General features: G+C 39.7%; 12 protein-coding genes. 6 read left to right on the top strand and 6 right to left on the bottom strand.

Annotation, left to right across the window (positions count from 1 at the left end):
• The first annotated feature begins 20 nt into the window (after positions 1-20).
• Positions 21-1,133: a TIGR03032 family protein gene (locus tag CHB71_RS06350; protein WP_089356058.1), complete on the top strand. Its 1,113-nt coding sequence runs from the start codon at positions 21-23 to the stop codon at positions 1,131-1,133.
• A gap of 132 nt (positions 1,134-1,265) precedes the next feature.
• Positions 1,266-7,079: an FG-GAP-like repeat-containing protein gene (locus CHB71_RS06345; protein ID WP_089356057.1), complete on the top strand. Its 5,814-nt coding sequence runs from the start codon at positions 1,266-1,268 to the stop codon at positions 7,077-7,079.
• A 52-nt stretch (positions 7,080-7,131) separates the two neighbouring features.
• Here the strand turns inward: CHB71_RS06345 and CHB71_RS06340 are convergent, their stop codons facing one another.
• Positions 7,132-8,724 (bottom strand): mechanosensitive ion channel family protein, encoded by a 1,593-nt coding sequence (locus tag CHB71_RS06340; RefSeq protein WP_089356056.1) that lies wholly within the window; start codon positions 8,722-8,724, stop codon positions 7,132-7,134.
• Positions 8,725-8,803: 79 nt separating this feature from the next.
• Between CHB71_RS06340 and CHB71_RS06335 the strand changes: the two genes are divergently transcribed.
• Complete coding sequence (locus tag CHB71_RS06335) at positions 8,804-10,846, top strand: M3 family metallopeptidase (RefSeq protein ID WP_089356055.1); 2,043 nt, start codon at positions 8,804-8,806, stop codon at positions 10,844-10,846.
• Here CHB71_RS06335 and CHB71_RS06330 read toward each other — a convergent pair whose 3' ends face one another.
• Positions 10,847-11,854 carry a hypothetical protein gene (locus CHB71_RS06330; protein ID WP_089356054.1) on the bottom strand — a complete coding sequence of 336 codons (1,008 nt, stop codon included), beginning with the start codon at positions 11,852-11,854 and terminating at the stop codon, positions 10,847-10,849.
• 428 nt (positions 11,855-12,282) lie between these two features.
• On the opposite strand from CHB71_RS06330, the gene CHB71_RS06325 reads away from it, so the two are divergent.
• Both CHB71_RS06325 and CHB71_RS06320 read left to right on the top strand, forming a co-directional pair.
• Positions 12,283-13,689: an MATE family efflux transporter gene (locus CHB71_RS06325; RefSeq protein ID WP_089356053.1), complete on the top strand. Its 1,407-nt coding sequence runs from the start codon at positions 12,283-12,285 to the stop codon at positions 13,687-13,689.
• A 10-nt stretch (positions 13,690-13,699) separates the two neighbouring features.
• Positions 13,700-14,245, top strand: coding sequence for a dihydrofolate reductase family protein (locus CHB71_RS06320; RefSeq protein WP_089356052.1), 546 nt, complete (start codon positions 13,700-13,702; stop codon positions 14,243-14,245).
• Here CHB71_RS06320 and CHB71_RS06315 read toward each other — a convergent pair.
• Entirely contained in the window at positions 14,235-16,922 is a 2,688-nt protein-coding gene (locus CHB71_RS06315) for a hypothetical protein (protein WP_089356051.1), read from the bottom strand. The genes CHB71_RS06320 and CHB71_RS06315 overlap by 11 nt on opposite strands.
• A gap of 130 nt (positions 16,923-17,052) precedes the next feature.
• Here CHB71_RS06315 and CHB71_RS06310 point away from each other — a divergent pair, with 130 nt between their 5' ends.
• Positions 17,053-17,487, top strand: a complete 435-nt coding sequence (locus CHB71_RS06310; RefSeq protein ID WP_089356050.1) for a MarR family winged helix-turn-helix transcriptional regulator — start codon at positions 17,053-17,055, stop codon at positions 17,485-17,487.
• A 197-nt stretch (positions 17,488-17,684) separates the two neighbouring features.
• On the opposite strand, the gene CHB71_RS06305 is transcribed toward CHB71_RS06310, so the two are convergent.
• The 3 genes from CHB71_RS06305 to CHB71_RS06295 form a co-directional block, all read right to left on the bottom strand.
• On the bottom strand, positions 17,685-18,278 hold the full coding sequence (locus CHB71_RS06305) for a fibrobacter succinogenes major paralogous domain-containing protein (RefSeq protein ID WP_089356049.1): 594 nt from the start codon (positions 18,276-18,278) through the stop codon (positions 17,685-17,687).
• Between the two features lie 105 nt (positions 18,279-18,383).
• Positions 18,384-18,713, bottom strand: a complete 330-nt coding sequence (locus CHB71_RS06300) for an antibiotic biosynthesis monooxygenase family protein (protein WP_089356048.1) — start codon at positions 18,711-18,713, stop codon at positions 18,384-18,386.
• 52 nt (positions 18,714-18,765) lie between these two features.
• The gene (locus tag CHB71_RS06295) at positions 18,766-19,425 is read right to left on the bottom strand and encodes an FISUMP domain-containing protein (RefSeq protein WP_089356047.1); all 660 of its coding nucleotides are present in this window, start codon (positions 19,423-19,425) and stop codon (positions 18,766-18,768) included.
• Positions 19,426-19,464 lie beyond the last annotated feature (39 nt).

The following is a 19,464-nucleotide window of genomic DNA, read 5'->3' as shown; positions in this document are numbered from 1 at the left end:
CAAGGATTAAAATCTAATGAATGGATCTATCAAACAATCCCCAATCTAAGCCATTTGCAGAGGAAAATCCCTTTGTTTATCAGCATTCTAAGTCTTTTGCTCAAATACTTTTTGCATTGAAAAGCAGCTTGGTACTCAGTACTTATCAAACTGGGAAGGTGGTTATGTTTAGTCCTAAATCTGAAGAGAAATTAATCCAACTTCCCAGAAACTTCAGAAAACCAATGGGAGTCGCATCTCATGGTAAACATTTGGCAGTTGCCTGTATAGATGAGATAATTTTGACTCATCGGTCTCAAAATGCTGCGAAAACTTATCCGAATAAACCGGATACTTATGACGCAATTTACTTACCCAGGTCTACTCACTATACAGGTGTGGTTGATACCCATGATATCTGTTATGGGAAAGAGGGTTTATGGGCTGTTATAACCCAATTTTCATGCATTGCTCAATTGGATTCTCGTTTTAGTTTCTTGCCTAGATGGAAGCCAAAGTTCATATCAGAAATTATGCCGGGAGATAGGTGCCACCTAAATGGCATGACTTTGAAGGATGGAGTGCCAAAATATGTAACGGCTCTCGGTAAATCAGATAAGCCTGGCGGATGGAGAGATCATAAGCTAGATGGAGGCATACTAATGGACGTTGATACAAATGAAACTCTAATCGATGGCCTGGCCATGCCACATAGTCCAAGGTTAATAGGTGACGAAATTTATTACCTGCAGTCAGCACTTGGTGAATTATGGAAGTATCATATACCAACAAAAACTAATAAGCGAATTTGTGAAGTTCCTGGATTTGCAAGAGGAATGTCATTTTATCAAAATTTCCTATTTATTGGTTTATCCAAAATCAGAGAGGACAGTAAGGATTTTGGCAAGATGCCGGTTGCCTCTAAAAATCCCATTGCTGGAGTAGCTATTGTAAATCTGATGACAAAACAAGTAGAAGGTCTTTTGGAGTATAAAGATGCGGTTAAGGAACTCTATGATGTACATATTCTTCCTGGAATCATGCGTCCAAATATTTTGAATAACATAAACCCTACTCATTCTCGGGCAATCATAACCCCCAAAAAAATCTTTTGGACACAAAACCCAGAAGAGTCTAAAAAGTCTGATAAATGAATTGAACTTATTACATATCGTCGAAACAGGATAATTTAAAGATTAAATTGTAAAATATCCGTTGAATTTTAAAGGTAGATCAGTTACCTTTAGACGATAAATTCGAGTAGCTGCATCCTTATCGAAATCCGTATGAACCACTACCAACGATTACTATTTAATTCAACCCGGACTAAATACTTCAAATTTAAATCACGATTAGAAAAAAATATTGCGAATGGTACTTTTCAATCCATGCCATATCGCAAGAAAAAAAGCTTAATATCTAAGGTTGAAAAATTCAGAAAGAGATTAGAATTCTGGAATTTGTCTTTAAGAGGCGCAATGGTAGCAGGGTCTATTGCGGGAGCTGCACTTGTTCCAAGTATTGCTAGTGCTCAAAATATTGATCCTAATATCTATCTTAATAAAACTTCAGGATCATCCATTTCTGCACCCAGAGATATTGTAGCTATTAATATTGATCAGGATGAAGATCTGGAATTAATTATTTCTACTTCAGTAGGTGGTGAAATAGGTAACTGGGATGGTAAAGATAGCTATGAGTTAAGTGCGCCAAACTCATTGCAATATGCAAGGCAGCTACTTCTTGCTGGTGACATTGACGGTGATTCGGATATGGATCTGATTTTCACTAATAACGGTGATTTCACATATCTTTATAAAGCAATAAATACAGGAATAGGGACATTCAATGTAGACTCCATTGGTGAAATTGAACGCCCCGATGACATTGAATTGGTTGATTGGGATTCTGACGGAGACCTTGATATCGTTTCTGCTTCAGGAAGTGACTACCTAGAAATTTTTGAAAATAATGATGGTGACTTCACACCATTAGCTGATCTTGATTTAGGAGCAAATAGCTTCGTGAGTAATGTCACCAGCTTTGAATTTGCTGATATGGATGCTGATGGTGATATGGATTTGATTCATGTCGCCTACTACAATACATCTCCTTACAGAGGAAATGTTTATGTGCTAGAAAATACATTAGATGGAGTTGGTACCCCAGTTTTTGACACTGCGAATCCAACCTATTCATATGAAAAATATTACAGTAGGATTGATGGGATTGAACTGCTGGATTTTGATGGGGATGGGGATGATGACATCTTCTTTTTTGATAATGGTTCAGGTTTTCTGCTGTCTAACCAATTTGAGGAAGGTTACTCCTTATCATTTAACACGGTATCAGTAGATGGCTTATCTCCTGCTGGAACTATAACTGAAGCTGTGTCAGGTGATTTTGATAATGATGGCAATGATGAGTTGATTGTCGCCGGCAGTTCATCAAACAGATTATTAAGCTATAATGGATCAGTACTCCAGGGTTATGGAGGTGGATTAGGTGGAGAAATAGGAGAAGTTACTGGGTATTTAAATAGTTTATTCGTGGCTGATCTCAATCAGGACGGTAACCTTGATCTTGCTGCAACAGATAGTCGTGCATTGGAAGTGGGAACCTATTTTGATAATGCAGCACCATTCATAGGAGGTTTTTCCGGTGACCTCATTGTGGATGAAAATGTTGAAATCGGCACGAGTCTTGGAACCTTTGTTTTTACGGATATTCAAGGAGATCCCATCACAGCGACATTAGCTGGTGAGGATGCTTCATATTTTAGCTTAGATGCCGGGACTGGTGTACTCACAATAAATGCCGAATTGGATTGGGAAACAAAAGGAAGTGATCTGTCACTTTTATTCAACCTTTCCGATGGAATGAAGTCGAGGGTCACGGGCGGGGTTGTAAAGATTAATAACCTGCCCGAGTTGGGTAATGGGACCTTTAGAGTTGATCCTGTAAAAACCTTTGGCGACCGTACTGTAGATATTTTCGTGCCTGGTGATTATGATATGGATGGAGATGTTGACATGTTCCTTACATCTTCCAGCGGCCAGTTTGATAACAGTCTTTTACAGCATAATGAAGGTAGCTTTAGTGATGTTTATTTGTCCGCATTTAGCAGTCAGCAAAATGCAGCAGCATTCGTTCATACGTATGCGATGCAAGACTTGATAGTTCATGATTCAGAAGTTGACGAAATACGCCTAATTAGAAATGGAGACTCTGGATTTTCAGGTGGTTATACCACATTACAAACAGGAATTACCGATGTGAATCAAATGGTAACCGGAGACTTTGATGGAGACGGTTTATTTGAAGTAGCCGTTAGAGCTACGAATTCTTTAGGGTATAACGTGGTACATACATTCGAGGATCGAAATGGCTGGACTAATAATCAATATTTTCTAATGAGCAATGGGTCAAGCGGCTTATTGGATGGGGTTGGTACATTTGACGAAATCGCAATTGCCAAAATAAATGATGATGATTATGGAGATTTAATAGCCACCACCAGGAACGGTGATGATGTTATTTTCTTAGGAGGGACATACCTAGGACCCGGAGATTATGGTTTTAGTGGTTCTTTCACTTCAGTCATTACAGATTCAGATGGAGGGGAAACCGAATTATCCATTGGTGATATTGATGGTGACGGATCCCAGGACATAGCTATCATGAGGTGGGATAACAGCACAAACTATCAAATTCATGTTGACATTCATCTTAATGACGGAACCGGATCATTTAACAGAAATCAAACCATTGCACTTGGCGGTGAATTTTGGGGAAACATAGATTTAGCAGATATAGATGGCGATGCTGATCTAGACCTGATAACAACCAACCTGAAAGCCGTTGATGTAGGTGGAGAATTTGATATATCTATGTCGCTGGAAACATTTACGAATATTGGTTCTGGTTATTTCAATGCATTCCAAACCATTGATGAAATTGGAGGTGAGAACTTCAAAATGATGGATGTTGATGGTGATGATGACCTTGACCTTGTATTACATGGAGATATGGCCGCTCCGACTGGGGAAGAGTTTCAATTAAAAGTATTTAAGAACGTCAACGTTTCTCCTACAGCAATTAACTTATCATCAAGCTCATTTGATGAACACCTTGCGCTAGATACTGAAATAGCAACTATAAGTATTGAAGATCTTAATATTGGTGATAATCACGTATTATCGTTAGTTACGGGTGACGGCTCTAACGATGAGCATAACAGCTATTTTACGATAGATGGAAATAGCTTAAAACTTACAAAGAATGTAAGATTCGAAGATACACCCGAATTGTACATTCTTGTCAGTGCCTATGATGGACATCAGACCTTTGAACAGCCAATCACAATCAATGTTAATGACATAAATCAAGCGCCAACTGCAATAGATTTATCCTCTACAAGTTTTGATGAAAGTACAATTGGTGGAACAGCAGTTGCTGATATCTCAGCTACAGATCCGAATGGAGGAGACATTCATACCTTCAGCTTTGCTACCGGCGATGGCTCCAACGATGCTGATAATAGCAAGTTTGCAATCGAAGGAGACCAGCTGATCTTACTGCAATCAATCGCAAATGAAAATCAGGGTAGTGTGAATCTATATCTTGAGGTGACTGATTCATTTGGTGAGACTTTTGAGCAGGCGGTTACTCTCACTGTGAATAATGTCAACAGTGCACCTACCGGCATTCAGCTTTCAGCTACGAGTTTTGATGAAGATACCTCAGCAGGTACCTCTGTAGCTACTTTATCTGCTGATGATGTTGATGGCGCTGACACCCATAGCTTTGATCTTGTCTCAGGCGATGGCTCCAACGACACGGATAATAGCAAGTTTGCAATTGAAGGTAGCCAGTTGATCTTATTACAATCAATCGCAAATGAAGATCAGGGTAGTGTGAACCTATATCTTGAAGTGACCGATTCATTTGGTGAGACTTTTGAGCAGGCGGTTACTCTCACTGTGAATAATGTCAACAGCGCACCTACCGGCATTCAGTTATCAACTACAAGTTTTGATGAAGATACCTCAGCAGGTACCTCTGTAGCTACTTTATCTGCAGATGATGTTGATGGTGCTGACACCCATAGCTTTGATCTTGTCTCAGGTGATGGTTCCAACGACACGGATAATGACAAGTTTGCGATTGAAGGAGACCAGCTGATCCTATTACAATCAATCGCAAATGAAGATCAGGGTAGTGTGAACCTATATCTTGAAGTGACCGATTCATTTGGTGAGACTTTTGAGCAGGCGATTACTCTCACTGTGAATAATGTCAACAGCGCACCTACCGGCATTCAGTTATCAACTACAAGTTTTGATGAAGATACCTCAGCAGGTACCTCTGTAGCTACTTTATCTGCTGATGATGCTGATGATGCTGACACCCATAGCTTTGATCTTGTCTCAGGTGATGGTTCCAACGACACGGATAATGACAAGTTTGCGATTGAAGGAGACCAGCTGATCTTATTACAATCAATCGCAAATGAAGATCAGGGTAGTGTGAACCTATATCTAGAAGTGACCGATTCATTTGGTGAAACTTTTGAGCAGGCGATTACACTTGATGTAAACAATACGAATAGCATACCTACCGGCATTCAATTATCCAGCACATCTTTTGATGAGGGGATTGAAGCTAGCTCAACCGTAGCTACTTTATCAGCGGAGGATTTGGATTCAGGAGATAGTCATACATTCAGTTTGTCAACCGGAGATGGATCAAACGATTCGGATAATAGCAAATTCCTTATTGATGGGAATCAGTTGGTCATTAAATCATCTCCAAGTTTTGAAACGCAATCAAGCTATAATATTTATCTGTCAGCTGAAGATTCTGAAGGAAGCGTCGAGCAGGCGTTTGTTTTGACGGTTAACAATATCAATAGCTCACCAACGGGCATTCAGCTTGATGCTACAAGTTTTGATGAGAATACAATAGTCGGATCATCGGTTGCAACGCTTACTGCCGATGATGCAGACGAAACAGATACTCATTCATTCGACCTGGTTGCCGGAGATGGTTCAAATGATGCTGACAATAGCAAATTTACGATTGAAGGAGACCAATTGATACTTTTGCAATCAATCTCCCAGGAGGATCAAAGTAGTGTAAGTCTTTACATGGAGGTAACGGATTCATTTGGTGAAACTTTTGAGCAGGCCGTGACTCTCACTGTGAATAATGTAAATAGTGTTCCAACTGCAATCGAACTTTCGACAACTGCTATTGATGAACACATTGCTGCGGGATCATCCGTCGCAACAATATCAGCAGTAGATGTAGATGAGAATGATACTCATGCCTTCCAGCTTGTGGCTGGGGACGGCACAAATGATGCAGATAACAATAAATTCCTGATTGATGGAAACCAGCTGGTCATAAAGCAAGCACCAAGCTTTGAAACACAGGCGAGTTATAACATTCATGTATCAGCGTCTGATAGTGAAGGAAGTGTTGCGCAGGCTTTTGAGATTACAGTAAATGATATCAACCAAGCACCAACTTCGATATCACTTTCAGTTACGGCATTAGATGAAAATATACAGATTGGAGCTACAGCAGCTACGATAGAAGTTACAGATGCTAATCTGGAAGACAGCCATACCTATGTACTAGTAGAAGGCGATGGAACAAATGATGTAGATAATGGCAAGTTTGTCATTCAAGGCAATGCTTTGATTCTGATATCAGAGCTGGAGTTTAATGATCAATCGAGTGTAAATATCAATTTACGAGCTACAGATTCGTTTGGTGAAAGTCTAACGCAGGCTTTCTCACTTACGCTTAATGAAGTGCTTGGAGTTGGCGATGAAATCCAAAATGATTTGGGAATTTATCCGAATCCGGGAATCGAAAACTTTCAGGTTAAACTTGAAAATGAGTTTACTGGTGAAGTTATAATGAAAGTTTCAGATCTTTCGGGGCGTCAAATTCATGAGTTGATAATTATGAAAACAACCAGGATTTTAACTCAAACGATAGAAATGTCTTCCGCTGAACCGGGCGTCTATATTGTGGAGATGCTTATCGGAGATCAAACAATATTGCAGCGATGGATCAAGAGGAATTAAACTTCTGATGAAAGGGATTAAGGGCGATTGACTCATCTAGTCAATCGCTTTTTTATTTCTTAAACATCGATTCTAATTTCATTTCAGCATCGTGTCCACTCATATAGCTTGGAGATAAAGAAGGTTGACCCGGAAGATTTTCAATATGTAATGTCTGAGTAGGGAAGGCAAAATTGACACCCAATTCTTTTCCTAACCTAACTATGCTCATTAGTATTTCATGCCTTGCTTGTAGCTCTTCTCCCCAGGACGGTACATTGAAGAAAATATAAAACATGATATTGAGTGAACTGGAAGACATTTCATTAAAATACACATGATAGTTGTCTTTCCATGTTTTAGGATGATCTTCTACAATTTTTCTCAAACCCTTCACAAAAACATCAATCATTTCCGGAGGGGTATCGTATGTAATGGATATCTGAGTATAAAAACGACGATACTTTCTCAGTCCATGATTATCGATGGTGTTATCAGCCAGCCTGCCGTTTGGGACATAGATAACAGAGTTTCTAAATGTCCTGACTCGTGAAGATCGAAAACCAACCTCTTCAACAGTTCCATCCACATCATTGGCAGTAATCCAGTCGCCCACCTGAAAAGGCTTGTCCACAAAAATCATTACAGAACCGAAGAAATTCTTAATGGTGTCCTGTGCTGCCAGTGCAAATGCAAGACCTCCGATAGATAAACCAGTGAGTAATGGAAGGATTGGTACATCCAGATTGTCCAATATGAGTAAAGTACCAATGATAATGACGAAGGTCTTCAGTGTCTTTCTCAGTAATGGTACCAACTGATCATCTAATGTACTCTCTGTGGTCTGGGCCATCCGCATCAGAAAAACACTGATGATATTTACTAGACGGTATAATATAATTGTCCCGAATAGAGGCATCATTACCCGAAGGATAATATTCACATACTTGGAGTAGGTGACAGGCAGTTGGAGAGCGGGAGTAAATAATAGAAGTAACCCAACGATGATTAAAACGCTGGTTGGTCTGGCTATCTGCCAAAGGTATTTTTCAGAAGCTTCTCCTTCATACCCAAACTTCTTCACGATTCTCGAAAAAATTCGCTCAGTAAAAAATGCAAAAAACCGATACACCAGGGCACTAATAAGTGCCAAAATAAAGATGGTAATGTATTGATAGGTATATAAACCGAACGTCTTCTTTGTTCCGAGTTTTGGAAGCAGATTCAGTAGTTCACCAGTCCCAAATCTGAAAGTTTCTTTGTAGAGCTCTTTTATAGCATCAATACTTGAGTCAGAAAAATACCACTTCCCATTATCGGCCTTGAGCAAGAATATGTCTTTGTACTCTTCTATGAGTATGTATTTGTTTTTTTTGCTGGCAGAGTCAAGGTAGTTGGGGGACTTTGGGATTTCATCAAAATAGATATAAATCCCTCTTCCATCAAGCACACGTTTAAACTGAACAGCTGTTTTTCTGGCACTCTTCATATCCCTGTTGCTGGTTAAAAATGGCTGGGCTGCCAGAGAATCATTGTGATTTTCAGGCTGAAGATTGGCAAGAAAAGTTTTTACTGAGTTGTGAGGGCTATTCAGATTAACATATGGTTCCTGTGCTTTGGAAAGTAAACCAAGTGATAGTAAGAATAGAAGGAAATAGGTTCTCATATCTTATGCCTTTTTTGCAAAAGTAAACTTCCACAGCTATTACCTTTGCCGCCTCTTTAATTAAATCAAAATTGCTGCAATGTCGAACGTCTTATTATCTGATTTTCAAACGAAATACGAATTACCTCCATTTACAAAAATTAAGATCGACGATTATAAGGATGGGATTGAAGGTGCGTTGGAGGAAGCGCGAAATGAGGTTCAACAAATCATTGAAAGTAAAGATGAGCCCGGATTCTCAAATGTGATTGAAGCCTTAGAAGAGAGTGGTGCTAAGCTCCAGCGTAATGCTTCTATTTTATTCAACTTGAATTCGGCTGAAACAAGTGATGAATTGCAAAAAATTACACAAGAAATCTCCCCGAAACTTTCGGAGTTTAATAGCGAGGTAAAGCAGAATGAGGATTTGTTCAGGAAAGTAAAGGCTGTTTATAATCAAAGAGATACTTTGGGTCTGAGCACCGAACAAAAGAAATTACTTCAGGAAACCTATCTGGACTTTGTGCGAAGGGGAGTGGAGCTGGAAGGTGACAAGAAGGAGAGGTTCAAGGAGATTACCATCGAGCTTTCAAAATTATCATTATCATTTTCTGAGAATTTGCTTGCAGAAACTAACGATTTTGAATTGGTGATTGAAGATGAGAGCGATCTTTCAGGACTACCAGCAGATGTTTTGGATAGAGCACGAGAGCTGGCCAGAAAAAATGGTAGAGAAGATGCGTGGGTGTTTTCCCTTCAGGCCCCAAGCTACATTCCATTCATGGAGTATGCTGATAATCGTGAGTTAAGAGAAAAGATGTATAGGGCATTTATGTGTAAGTGCTTTAAAGGAAACGGTCGGGACAATCAGGAGCTTGTTTTAAAGATCATTCAATTGAAAGCAGAACTAGCTTCATTGCTGGGATACCCAACGTTTGGTCACTACGTGCTCGAGCAACGGATGGCGGAATCTCCTGATACTGTTTTGGCTTTTTTGAATGACCTGCTTGAAAAAAGTCTGCCGAAAGCTAAGGAAGAGGTTGAGGAAATCAAGGAATTTGTAAAATCCAGGGGAGTGGATATTGAGCTTCAACGCTGGGACTGGGCTTATTATTCAGAGAAGCTCAGAAAAGAGAAATATGAGCTGGATGATGAGTTGGTGAAACCATATTTTAAACTTGAAAATGTAATTAGTGGAGCCTTTGAAACAGCAGAACGATTATTTGGAATAAGCTTCAAGGAAAATACGGAGCTGGAAGTATATCATAAAGATGTAAAAGCATACGAGGTTTATGATGAGTCTGGAAAAGTCGTTTCTGTTTTCCTCGCTGATTTTTTCCCTCGAGACGGGAAAAGAGCTGGCGCATGGATGACTTCTTATCGGGATGAAAAATATAAAGATGATAAACGGGTCATTCCGCATGTGAGCATTGTCTGTAATTTTACCCCTTCATCATCAAACCACCCATCCTTACTAAAATTTGATGAGGTAAAGACGCTATTTCATGAATTTGGGCACGCATTGCACGGGATGCTGGCTGACACAAGATATCAAAGCTTATCTGGGACAAGTGTTTATTGGGATTTTGTAGAGCTTCCATCACAGATTATGGAAAATTGGTGCTATGAAAAAGAGTGCCTTGATCTATTTGCAAAGCACTACAAGACTGGCGAGTTAATCCCTGCTGATTTGGTTGAGCGCATCAAGAAGTCCTCAACGTATCACGAAGCATATGCAACCGTGAGACAAATTAGCTTTGGCTTATTGGATATGGCATGGCACAGCCTTTCTTTTGAAGAAGCTAAAAGTGTATCAGATGTGGGAACTTTTGAAAATGAATCGTTTGCACCTACCGAACTATTCCCTAGGGTTGAGGATACAAATATGAGTGTTCAGTTCGGACACATATTTGCCGGTGGCTATGCAGCAGGGTATTACAGCTACAAATGGGCAGAGGTCCTGGATGCTGATGCATTTTCTGTATTCAAGGAGAATGGCATTTTTGATCCTGCTACTGCCAGTTTGTTTAAAGAAAACATCCTAAGCAAAGGTGGAACTGAGCATCCAATGGTTCTTTATAAGCGATTCAGAGGACATGAACCAAAACCTGATGCGCTTTTGAAAAGAGCAGGATTGGTATAGTTAAGGAGTAGGCAGATACTCAATCTCAGAATTCAAGGTTTTGCCTTGACTGTCCAAATCTGCTTTTAAATCAGAAATCAATTTCTTGAGTTGTGCGTTTAGCTTTTGAAGCTCTTTCTGTTTATCCGGACGACCTCCAAATACGCGATCCTTTTCCGAAGGAGAAAGCATCTGGTTAAAGTACGCAGCATCAGATTCAAGCTTATCGAGCATTTTTGCTACAGTTGGTAAAAGTGAAAGCACCTTGTTTGCTGGTACAGTCAGATCAGCTTCGGGGATGTTGTAAAGAATGGCATTAATTTCAGAATCTCGCAAATGAATGCGGTCAACAGCATCGGCCCTTAGTGATTTCAACAGCCTGGACATTGCCTTCAGGTTACCATTGGTATGTTGATCACGAGCATTTATCCTCGCAATATTTAGAAAGGGGAGGTACTTCTTCACCTTCTTTTTTGCAAAATCAAACTCTGCAATGCCCTTATAGATTTCATTACGAGTTTTAACGTATTCAGCACTGTTGATCCACATTGACGGCAAAACATCAATCTCACAAGTAGGCTTTTGTGCGATGACCCTGATACGAGTCTTATCACTATAGTCTACAGATTTCAAGGTTGGATCCTTTGAAAGGACATCCAACAAATCTTTGGCTAATATCTGCATGTCTGTGTGAGGCTTTTCAGACACATTTTTCTTAATGACAATGATTTCTACATCCCCATAAAGTCGAATGTTAGAATAAGTTTTCAACGCACCCTGATACCTGTAATCAGCATCATAACCCTTCTTTTTTAATACTTTTGCAATGTTTTCGTGAATCCTGCGTGAATTGGCGTAAACCTTGTATGCGTAAGAAGGGTCGATTTCCACCATGGATTCCAATGTATAACGCAGACAATCAGAATATCCACACTGATGAAAAGCTTCTGATAATACTTGCTCACGCAAGGCTTCATCATACCTTCTTCCCTTTAGGTTTTCTACAAACAGGCTGTAGTCGTGTTCCATCGAGTGCCAAAATAATCAATTATGTAAATATGAATTGTATTTTTAGAAGATTAATCGCTCAGATGAGGAAATGCTTGGATTAAAATTGTAGATATAAAAACACCTTAATTAGTCCTTTTTCGACTTGATTAATAGTTTTAGAAGCAATTTTTAAAATAAGCATATGCGTGATTCCAATTTTGAAGGAAACAAAGATTTTTGCCTTTGTTGTAAAAATTATGTCTTCGGATTAGAGTTTCATATAAAAAAATATACTACCATTGTAGTCTTATGATTCTATTCGCAGAGATTGTAAATACCACGCCCTCTCGTATCAGAGGGTAACCCCCAGGCTGGGTATCTCAACCTTCCATACATCAGTATATATTAACAATTTCTTATGCTGCATCTGAGACAAGCAGCTACAAACATTTAATTTTCTTACGAAAATGACGAAAGAATCATTCTCTATATCCAGAGTATTTAAGCTCTTTATATCCGCCCTTAAAGGCAAAGAAACAGAATTTACTACCGGCAGTATTAATCGCGCAATTGTGCTTTTATCTATCCCAATCATTGCTGAAATGACAGGCGAAGCATTGTTTGCACTTATTGATATGATTTTTGTATCCAGAGTGAGTGTCAATGCAGTCGCTACTATTGGATTGACAGAGGCACCCCTCATGATCATTTTTTCACTCGCAATTGGTCTTAGTATGGCCGCAACGGCCATTGTTGCTAGAAGGGTTGGTGAAAAAGAATATGAAAGAGCTGCAAATGCAGCATTTCAAGCAATAATAATCGCCATAGTTATAGGAATTACTCTTGGTATTTTCGGATACCAATATTCAGCTGAAATCCTTGAACTAATGGGAGGTGATAGCAGCCTGATTGAGGAAGGAGTAGGTTATACTCAAGTAATGTATGGGGCCAATATCAGCATTGTTTTGATATTTCTTATAAATGGAATTTTTCGGGGAGCTGGAAATGCTTCCATTGCTATGAAGTCTCTTTTATTGGCAAATGGCCTTAATATTATCCTTGATCCCATTTTCATTTTTGGTTGGGGAATAATTCCTGCATATGGTGTCGAAGGAGCCGCAATTGCCACTACAATTGGGAGATCTTGTGGGGTAGTTTACCAGATTTTCTATTTGTTTAATGGAAAATCACTGATAAAGATTACTGTCGCCAATTTTATTATTAAATGGAAAACAATTAAAGAGATCATTGTGATATCTGCAGGAGGAATTGGGCAGTTTTTGGTTGAAACATTGAGCTGGCTGTTTCTTGTAAGGATCGTAAGTGAGTTTGGTAAAGAAGCCATGGCAGGCTATCAAATATCCTTTAGAGTTATTTATTTCACTCTATTACCTTCTTGGGGGATGGCAAACGCAGCTGCAACATTAGTAGGTCAAAATTTGGGAGCTCTGAAACCTGAACGAGCAGAAAAGTCAGTCTGGGTAACCGCAAAATGGAACGCCATTTTTCTCGTCTTCATCACTGTCCTTTTTTCACTGTTTTCAACAGAGGTGTTGTCAATATTTGATCAGCCAAAATCAGTTATAGATATTGGTTCTGATGCATTAAAAATTATATGTGTTGGTTATGTGTTTTTTGCATACGGGATGGTTTTAGGCCAGGGATTTAATGGTGCGGGTGATACGAAAACCCCTATGTATATCAGCATCGTCGTGTTTTGGCTAATCCAGATTCCTCTATCTTATTTCCTTTCTTTCACTATGGGATGGGAAACGAACGGTGTATTCTTTTGTATAGCCTTCTGCCATAGCTTATATGCTTTGGTGGCTATGGTCATATTCAAAAGAGGGAAGTGGAAAACGGTAAAAGTATAACCTCTTATTTATGAGAAAGATCGTTTACTATGTAGCTACTTCTCTGGATGGTTATATCGCCGGAGAGAACGATGATGTCAGCATGTTTGCCGTTGGAGGAGAGGGTGTGGAGCAATACATGTATGACCTGCAATCCTTTGATACTGTGATAATGGGTAGACGAACCTATGAGTTTGGCTATCGGTTTGGGTTAGAGCCGGGACAGCCGGCCTATCCGCATATGGATCATTTCATTTATTCTAGCAGCTTATGCTTCGATAATGCAAATGATCAGGTGAAAGTTGTACCTCCGGACCTCAACCACTTAGAAGCACTCAAAAAGGAGTGTGGCAGTGAAATTTATCTATGTGGAGGAGGCAACTTTGCAGGCTGGTTAATGAAAAATGGGTTGATAGATGAGGTCAAATTAAAAGTGAATCCTATCATTTTAGGTGGCGGTATTCGTTTGTTTGGAGAGCATAAAGTTCAGACCAAACTAAAAATGGTTTACTGTCAAAGCTACCCGGATGGTATGCAAATAATCACCTTTGAGGTTGGGCACGTGCTTAATAACTGAAAGTATAGAGTTCCAGGTTGGAATCCCATGTGGTATAGACCTGGAACTCTCTTTTTGCACTCGAATAAATTAGACTTATCTCATGTGATGAATTCAGCGGATTACCGGTGACCAGATTCCCGGATTTATCATAAATATATAGACTCTTATTGGCCGTATCGGTAAACACTACCAGGTCTTTACCAGCACCAAATTGATAATATTGGATCAATATAGGCCATTGTGAGAGATAGTCTTTTTTGAAAAGTAGATTCCCGGTATCATCTAAGACTTCATAACTGGTGCCCTCTTTTCGGATGATGATAAATGAATCACCACCAGTGTCAGGAATTAACTGGAAAGAAGCATCGGCACTTGTTTTGATAAGCTGATCTCGCTTGATCACACCTCCCTCAAGTGTGAGTTCAGTGAGTTCGCCACCATTGGAAATGACGGTGAGCGAGGAATTTCCAAGTGAGTTAGATTGTCTGATGAAATAGTTTTTGCTGATCGATTGTTTTGTTTCGAATGGGAATCCGGACATCATTTCACCTCTTCTGTTCATAAGGTTGATGACCCCATCTTCCTGCAATGACAGCATTACATCCCGTCTTCCAAGCCTCGAATGATTAAGGGGAGCAAGAGCCCGTCTGGATAGTTTCTTTGGATTCCATCCCTCAAGTACTTTTAAATCTTTATCCGAGAGATAAATGTTACCATCTGTATCCGTGATACCAAAACGATAATTTCTACTCCTGTCATAGTCGATCACATTAAAGTGGTCAAAGGACACATTGCTGATTGATTTTGGGTAGCCGGGAATATAAGTGCCTGTTCGATCGATGATATGGATTTCAGACGAGGTAGCAAATGCATATTGGATTTTGCCGTTTTTATAATAGTCAATGGCATGAACTCCTTCGCGTATTTGCCCTCCAACATCCTGCGACCATAGCGCATTTTGATCAGGATCCATGTAGTAGACGGTGTTAGTGCTGTCCTGAACGAGAATATCAAATTCCTTATGTGCATGAGTTCGTAGCAAAATCGGTTTACTGGTAAGATTGCTTATGAATCTCACGCCATCTTCTGCACTGGTTTTTGGGATGTTTTTGCTCCTGCGTATTGGTTGGGAAAGCGTATAGTTGGTATAATACTTACCATCTAAGTAGCTATATTGAAAGGCTGCAAGCTCAATTGATTTGTATGAATTTTCATTTTGTTTAAAGTGTTCTTTCCATTCTGGTTTCAAGTTGTCCAAAAGGGTACTCCAGGCACGGGGAATATTGATAAACAGACTGACATTCGCTGCGTTATTAGTACGACTCAAAAAATTATTTACTTGAATGGATTTACCCCAGGTATCTTCTTCTTGTACCGCGGTGATCAGGTTTTTTAGTTCCTGCAGGTCATTAGAGAAGATCAAATAATTACGATAGCTGATATAAAAGCATTGGCTAAAGCCACGACCTGGTTCACCTAAAATGGTAGAAGGAAATTCTGCAATTGGTAAGAAACGAATTTCATTTTCGCTGTATGATTCAGTATAAACAGAGTCACCTCTTGCAAGCGCAATTCGCTCCGTTAGCTGTCTGAAGAAGTTAATTGACTCACTCATGTCATTCACTTCCAGGATCACCATTTTTTGCTGATCTCTTGCTCGCGGTGATTCCAGGTTGAGCACCCCAATCTCATTGTCTACCAAATCAAGAACCTGGTCTGCATTGAAATCATATAGCGACTTGAGCGAATCCTGATAATGTTTGGCTTTTGGGTCAGTGCTACGTAAGTGGGCGATTTGCTTTTCTTTCCAGCTCGTCATTTCTGAGGACGTGATGTGATAGATATAAGCCGTATTTTCCGGCACCACTTCTGCCATATCAAAAGTTGTTGGTTGTGATGTATGGGTGTCCAGCCAGCCTGAAGCTGTATGCGAGAAACCTGAGAGTTGAAGGAAGGAAGAGTCAACCATTAACTCGTAGCTACCACTTCCGATAGAAAAATCAATCGACGAAGGAGTGAATGCTTTTAAAAGTTCAGATCCTTTCTCATAGTTTATGAAAAGGGAAAGTATACCGTTGGTCCCAACCTGATCCAGTTTGGAAAACTTCTCTTTAAAGGATTGTAATTCAGTATCACTAATTGCCCTTACGGCATCTTCTACCAGGTATGGAGTGAAGCTGGCCAGGAAAAAATTCTTATAAAAAATGTAAGTGAGTGTCTCTCCATCTTTATTGATCTCACTGATTTTAAAATCATTGTAGTTACGTGTTTTAAAACGGTATCCCTGGTTTTGAAGCCTACCGATGGCTGCATTTGCGAATGTGTTTTGGGAGATGTTTTGTAGCTCAACAACAAAGAGAAAATCAATACTGTTGCTTGAAACTTTATGAGCTGAAGCCAGAGTGGGAGCTTCCCGAAAGATGGCTGAAAATCCTCCTTCTCCATTGATGGAATCAAGGAAAGCCAGTCCAATTCTTAAATTATCAAAACCGGATGACTGAGAAACAATCTCCCAAAGCGGATAATTCTTAAGTGTCTCAAGGTCGTTTGCTACTGTTCCCTCCAGGACAAGAGCGGCATCTGCAGGGATAAAACTCCAGGTGGTAAGATTTGAGTGCTTTACCCACTTTTCGTACGTGAAATACCCCGCACCAAGCAGGAGCAATACAGCAATTACGATTAGAAGTTTCTTCAATGCTATTGGTTGATTTGTCTCAAAAATAACTTAGATATTGACCAATTAGTACGGAAGCTGCACCTACAATTTATTTTTTTACACAAAGGGTCAATATACACCAATCGAAAAAGCGATATATTAGCTAATTATGTCTCAATACAAAGAGCTGGGGTCGTTTATTGACCGAACGTATAAAGTCGTACGGCAGGATTTGATCAATAGATTTAAAAATGCTGGTGTTGACATTACACCCGAACAATGGGTGATTCTAAACAAGCTGAGCGAAAAAGATATGTTCCAGACAGACCTGGCGAGCATGAGCTTCAGAGACAAACCGACTGTTTCACGAATTGTTGATCTGCTGGTAAAGAAGAATTTGGTAGAACGGATAAGGGATAAATTGGACGGAAGAAAGTATCATGTGAAAATCACACCTAAAGGGAACAATGTGATACGCAAAGCAACACCGGCAGTTGAAGCATCCCGTAAGCTTGGTTGGACTAATCTTTCTGATCAGGAATACGAAACACTGATTGCCACACTCGATAAAATTTTTACAAATTACAGTGAGCGGGATAGTTAGAGGCTGTTTTATTGGAATGAGTACGTGTTATAGTCGTGCCATTAGCTGATGAGTTAAACTGAATCCCTGTCAGGGTTCTAAACCCTAACAGGGTTAGTCAGCGACTGGTTGAGGCTGAAAATAGTAGTTGAGCAGTGATACTTTATGTTTTTTGTTGGAATGATCACACCTTGCAATGCACGCAAATCGATATTGAACTAGTCACTCGCCTTCACACACCTCACAGAGAAAGCATAGGTGGGATGTTGAGAAGCTTTGCGGACGTTATTTTTTCCTTTTTCCAGGATATAGGTCCAGATGAAATGCTCATCTTCTATCGAAGATGACCAAAAGAGGGTGTTCTCCCCAAAATTATTCGGATGCTCCTGGTTGTTTCCTATGCCGGTAGGTCTCGCTGAAAATTGCGTGCTGTTGGTGTTTTGTGCTTCCTTCCAAAAGTTGGTGTCTTTGTAGTTGCTGGCATTGGTATCCCCCGAGAAGTTGAAAAGAGTTTCCCATTCTTCGTTGGTTGGCAGTCGCCACCCTTCAGGACATACCTTACAAGCATTCTCAAAATCATAGAGCAACCCATAAGTCACGATATTGGTTGAATCTCCATCAGGAATAAAGTATTGAATCTCATTCCCCTCGCGATCATGTGTCACTTTCAGGTTCTCAGCCATCCATTCAACACCATCCAATTGAATGACTTCATATTGATTTCCATCTACATCCACCAACTTCTTGTTGGTTGGTTGGCAGCTAATCAGAAGGGCAAGCAAAAGGAGGGATGCAGCATGGATACGATTCATGAATTGTCGGGTTAGTGAGACATGGTGCTTTTATACGGACGGAATTTGAAAGCGTTTGTAAAAGTTTTTGGGAAAACTAACGCTTCTACCCCGCAGACAAGTCCCTCAGTCCTTTCTTATAGTTTCAAATTGACCGGGATTTACTTTGATTGGGGAAGGAAAACCTTTACCCAAAACTTTCATATTATCTTCATTCAACCCCTCTATATTATCAAACCCACTGTTTACAGCTTTTTCAAATGACTCACGTGAATCCCAGACAACTATATTAACAAAATTGAAAGTGTTATCCGGATTAATCGATTTATAAAATGTAGAACTTACAAATCCCGGTTTGGTTTTAAAATACTTGATGTATGTATCTCTAACATTAATTGCCATTTCTTCGTGTCCACTGGGAACTTGAATGGAATTGATTACGCTTATTTCTTTCATTTGGTATTCTCTTGGGGTGGTAACTATGTTTTACAATGTGGCACACCTCTTTTCACTCACACTTGACGCACCGAACCATAAATCTTCGTAATTTTTTTTCTTGATTCGGCTTCAAATGATGTTTGTGACGATGTATTCTGATTCTAATGTCTCCATCAAAATGAACATGCGTCCTTTCTGGTTCATCTCGCTGAGGTTCCAATACCCAAAAATGAGCACTTGGGGGTTCCATCATCTTAGAATCAAACCATTGACCGCCTTCCACCCATGCGGTATGGTTGATTTCAAGTGGATTAATAAGGTTAAAGATGTCTATTTTACCCCAGTAATCAATTTCGACAATCTCATCCATCTTATTCTCAGTAATCTTTATGGTGGAGTCACCCAAATTATCGACGATATATTCAAAATAGGTAAGCCAATCCTCTTTTCTTGAAACAATCCACTTTGGAGGACAAACAGAGTCAAGTTCATTGAGGTGATAAAACCGACCAGGCGGAGCATGATTTTTTGATGAGTCGGCCGCTAATGAAAGTTGAGAATGATAATTTAAGTTATCGAGCATCCATGTCGTTCCGTTGATGGATTTAATTCTGTAAACCTGTCCGTCACGCTCATCGGTTATGGTGCTTTCTGATTGGCTGAAAGCGTGAAAAGAAACTTGCAGGCAGAAAAACGCAACTACTGATGTAAACTTTAATGCTCCCATCATTTGAGTATGTGGATGACTGTTATTTCAAATATACCGATT

The sequence above is a fragment of the Ekhidna lutea genome (genome assembly GCF_900188325.1).
Classification (GTDB): Bacteria; Bacteroidota; Bacteroidia; order Cytophagales; family Cyclobacteriaceae; genus Ekhidna; species Ekhidna lutea.
This window is presented reverse-complemented; position numbering and strand designations above follow the sequence as displayed.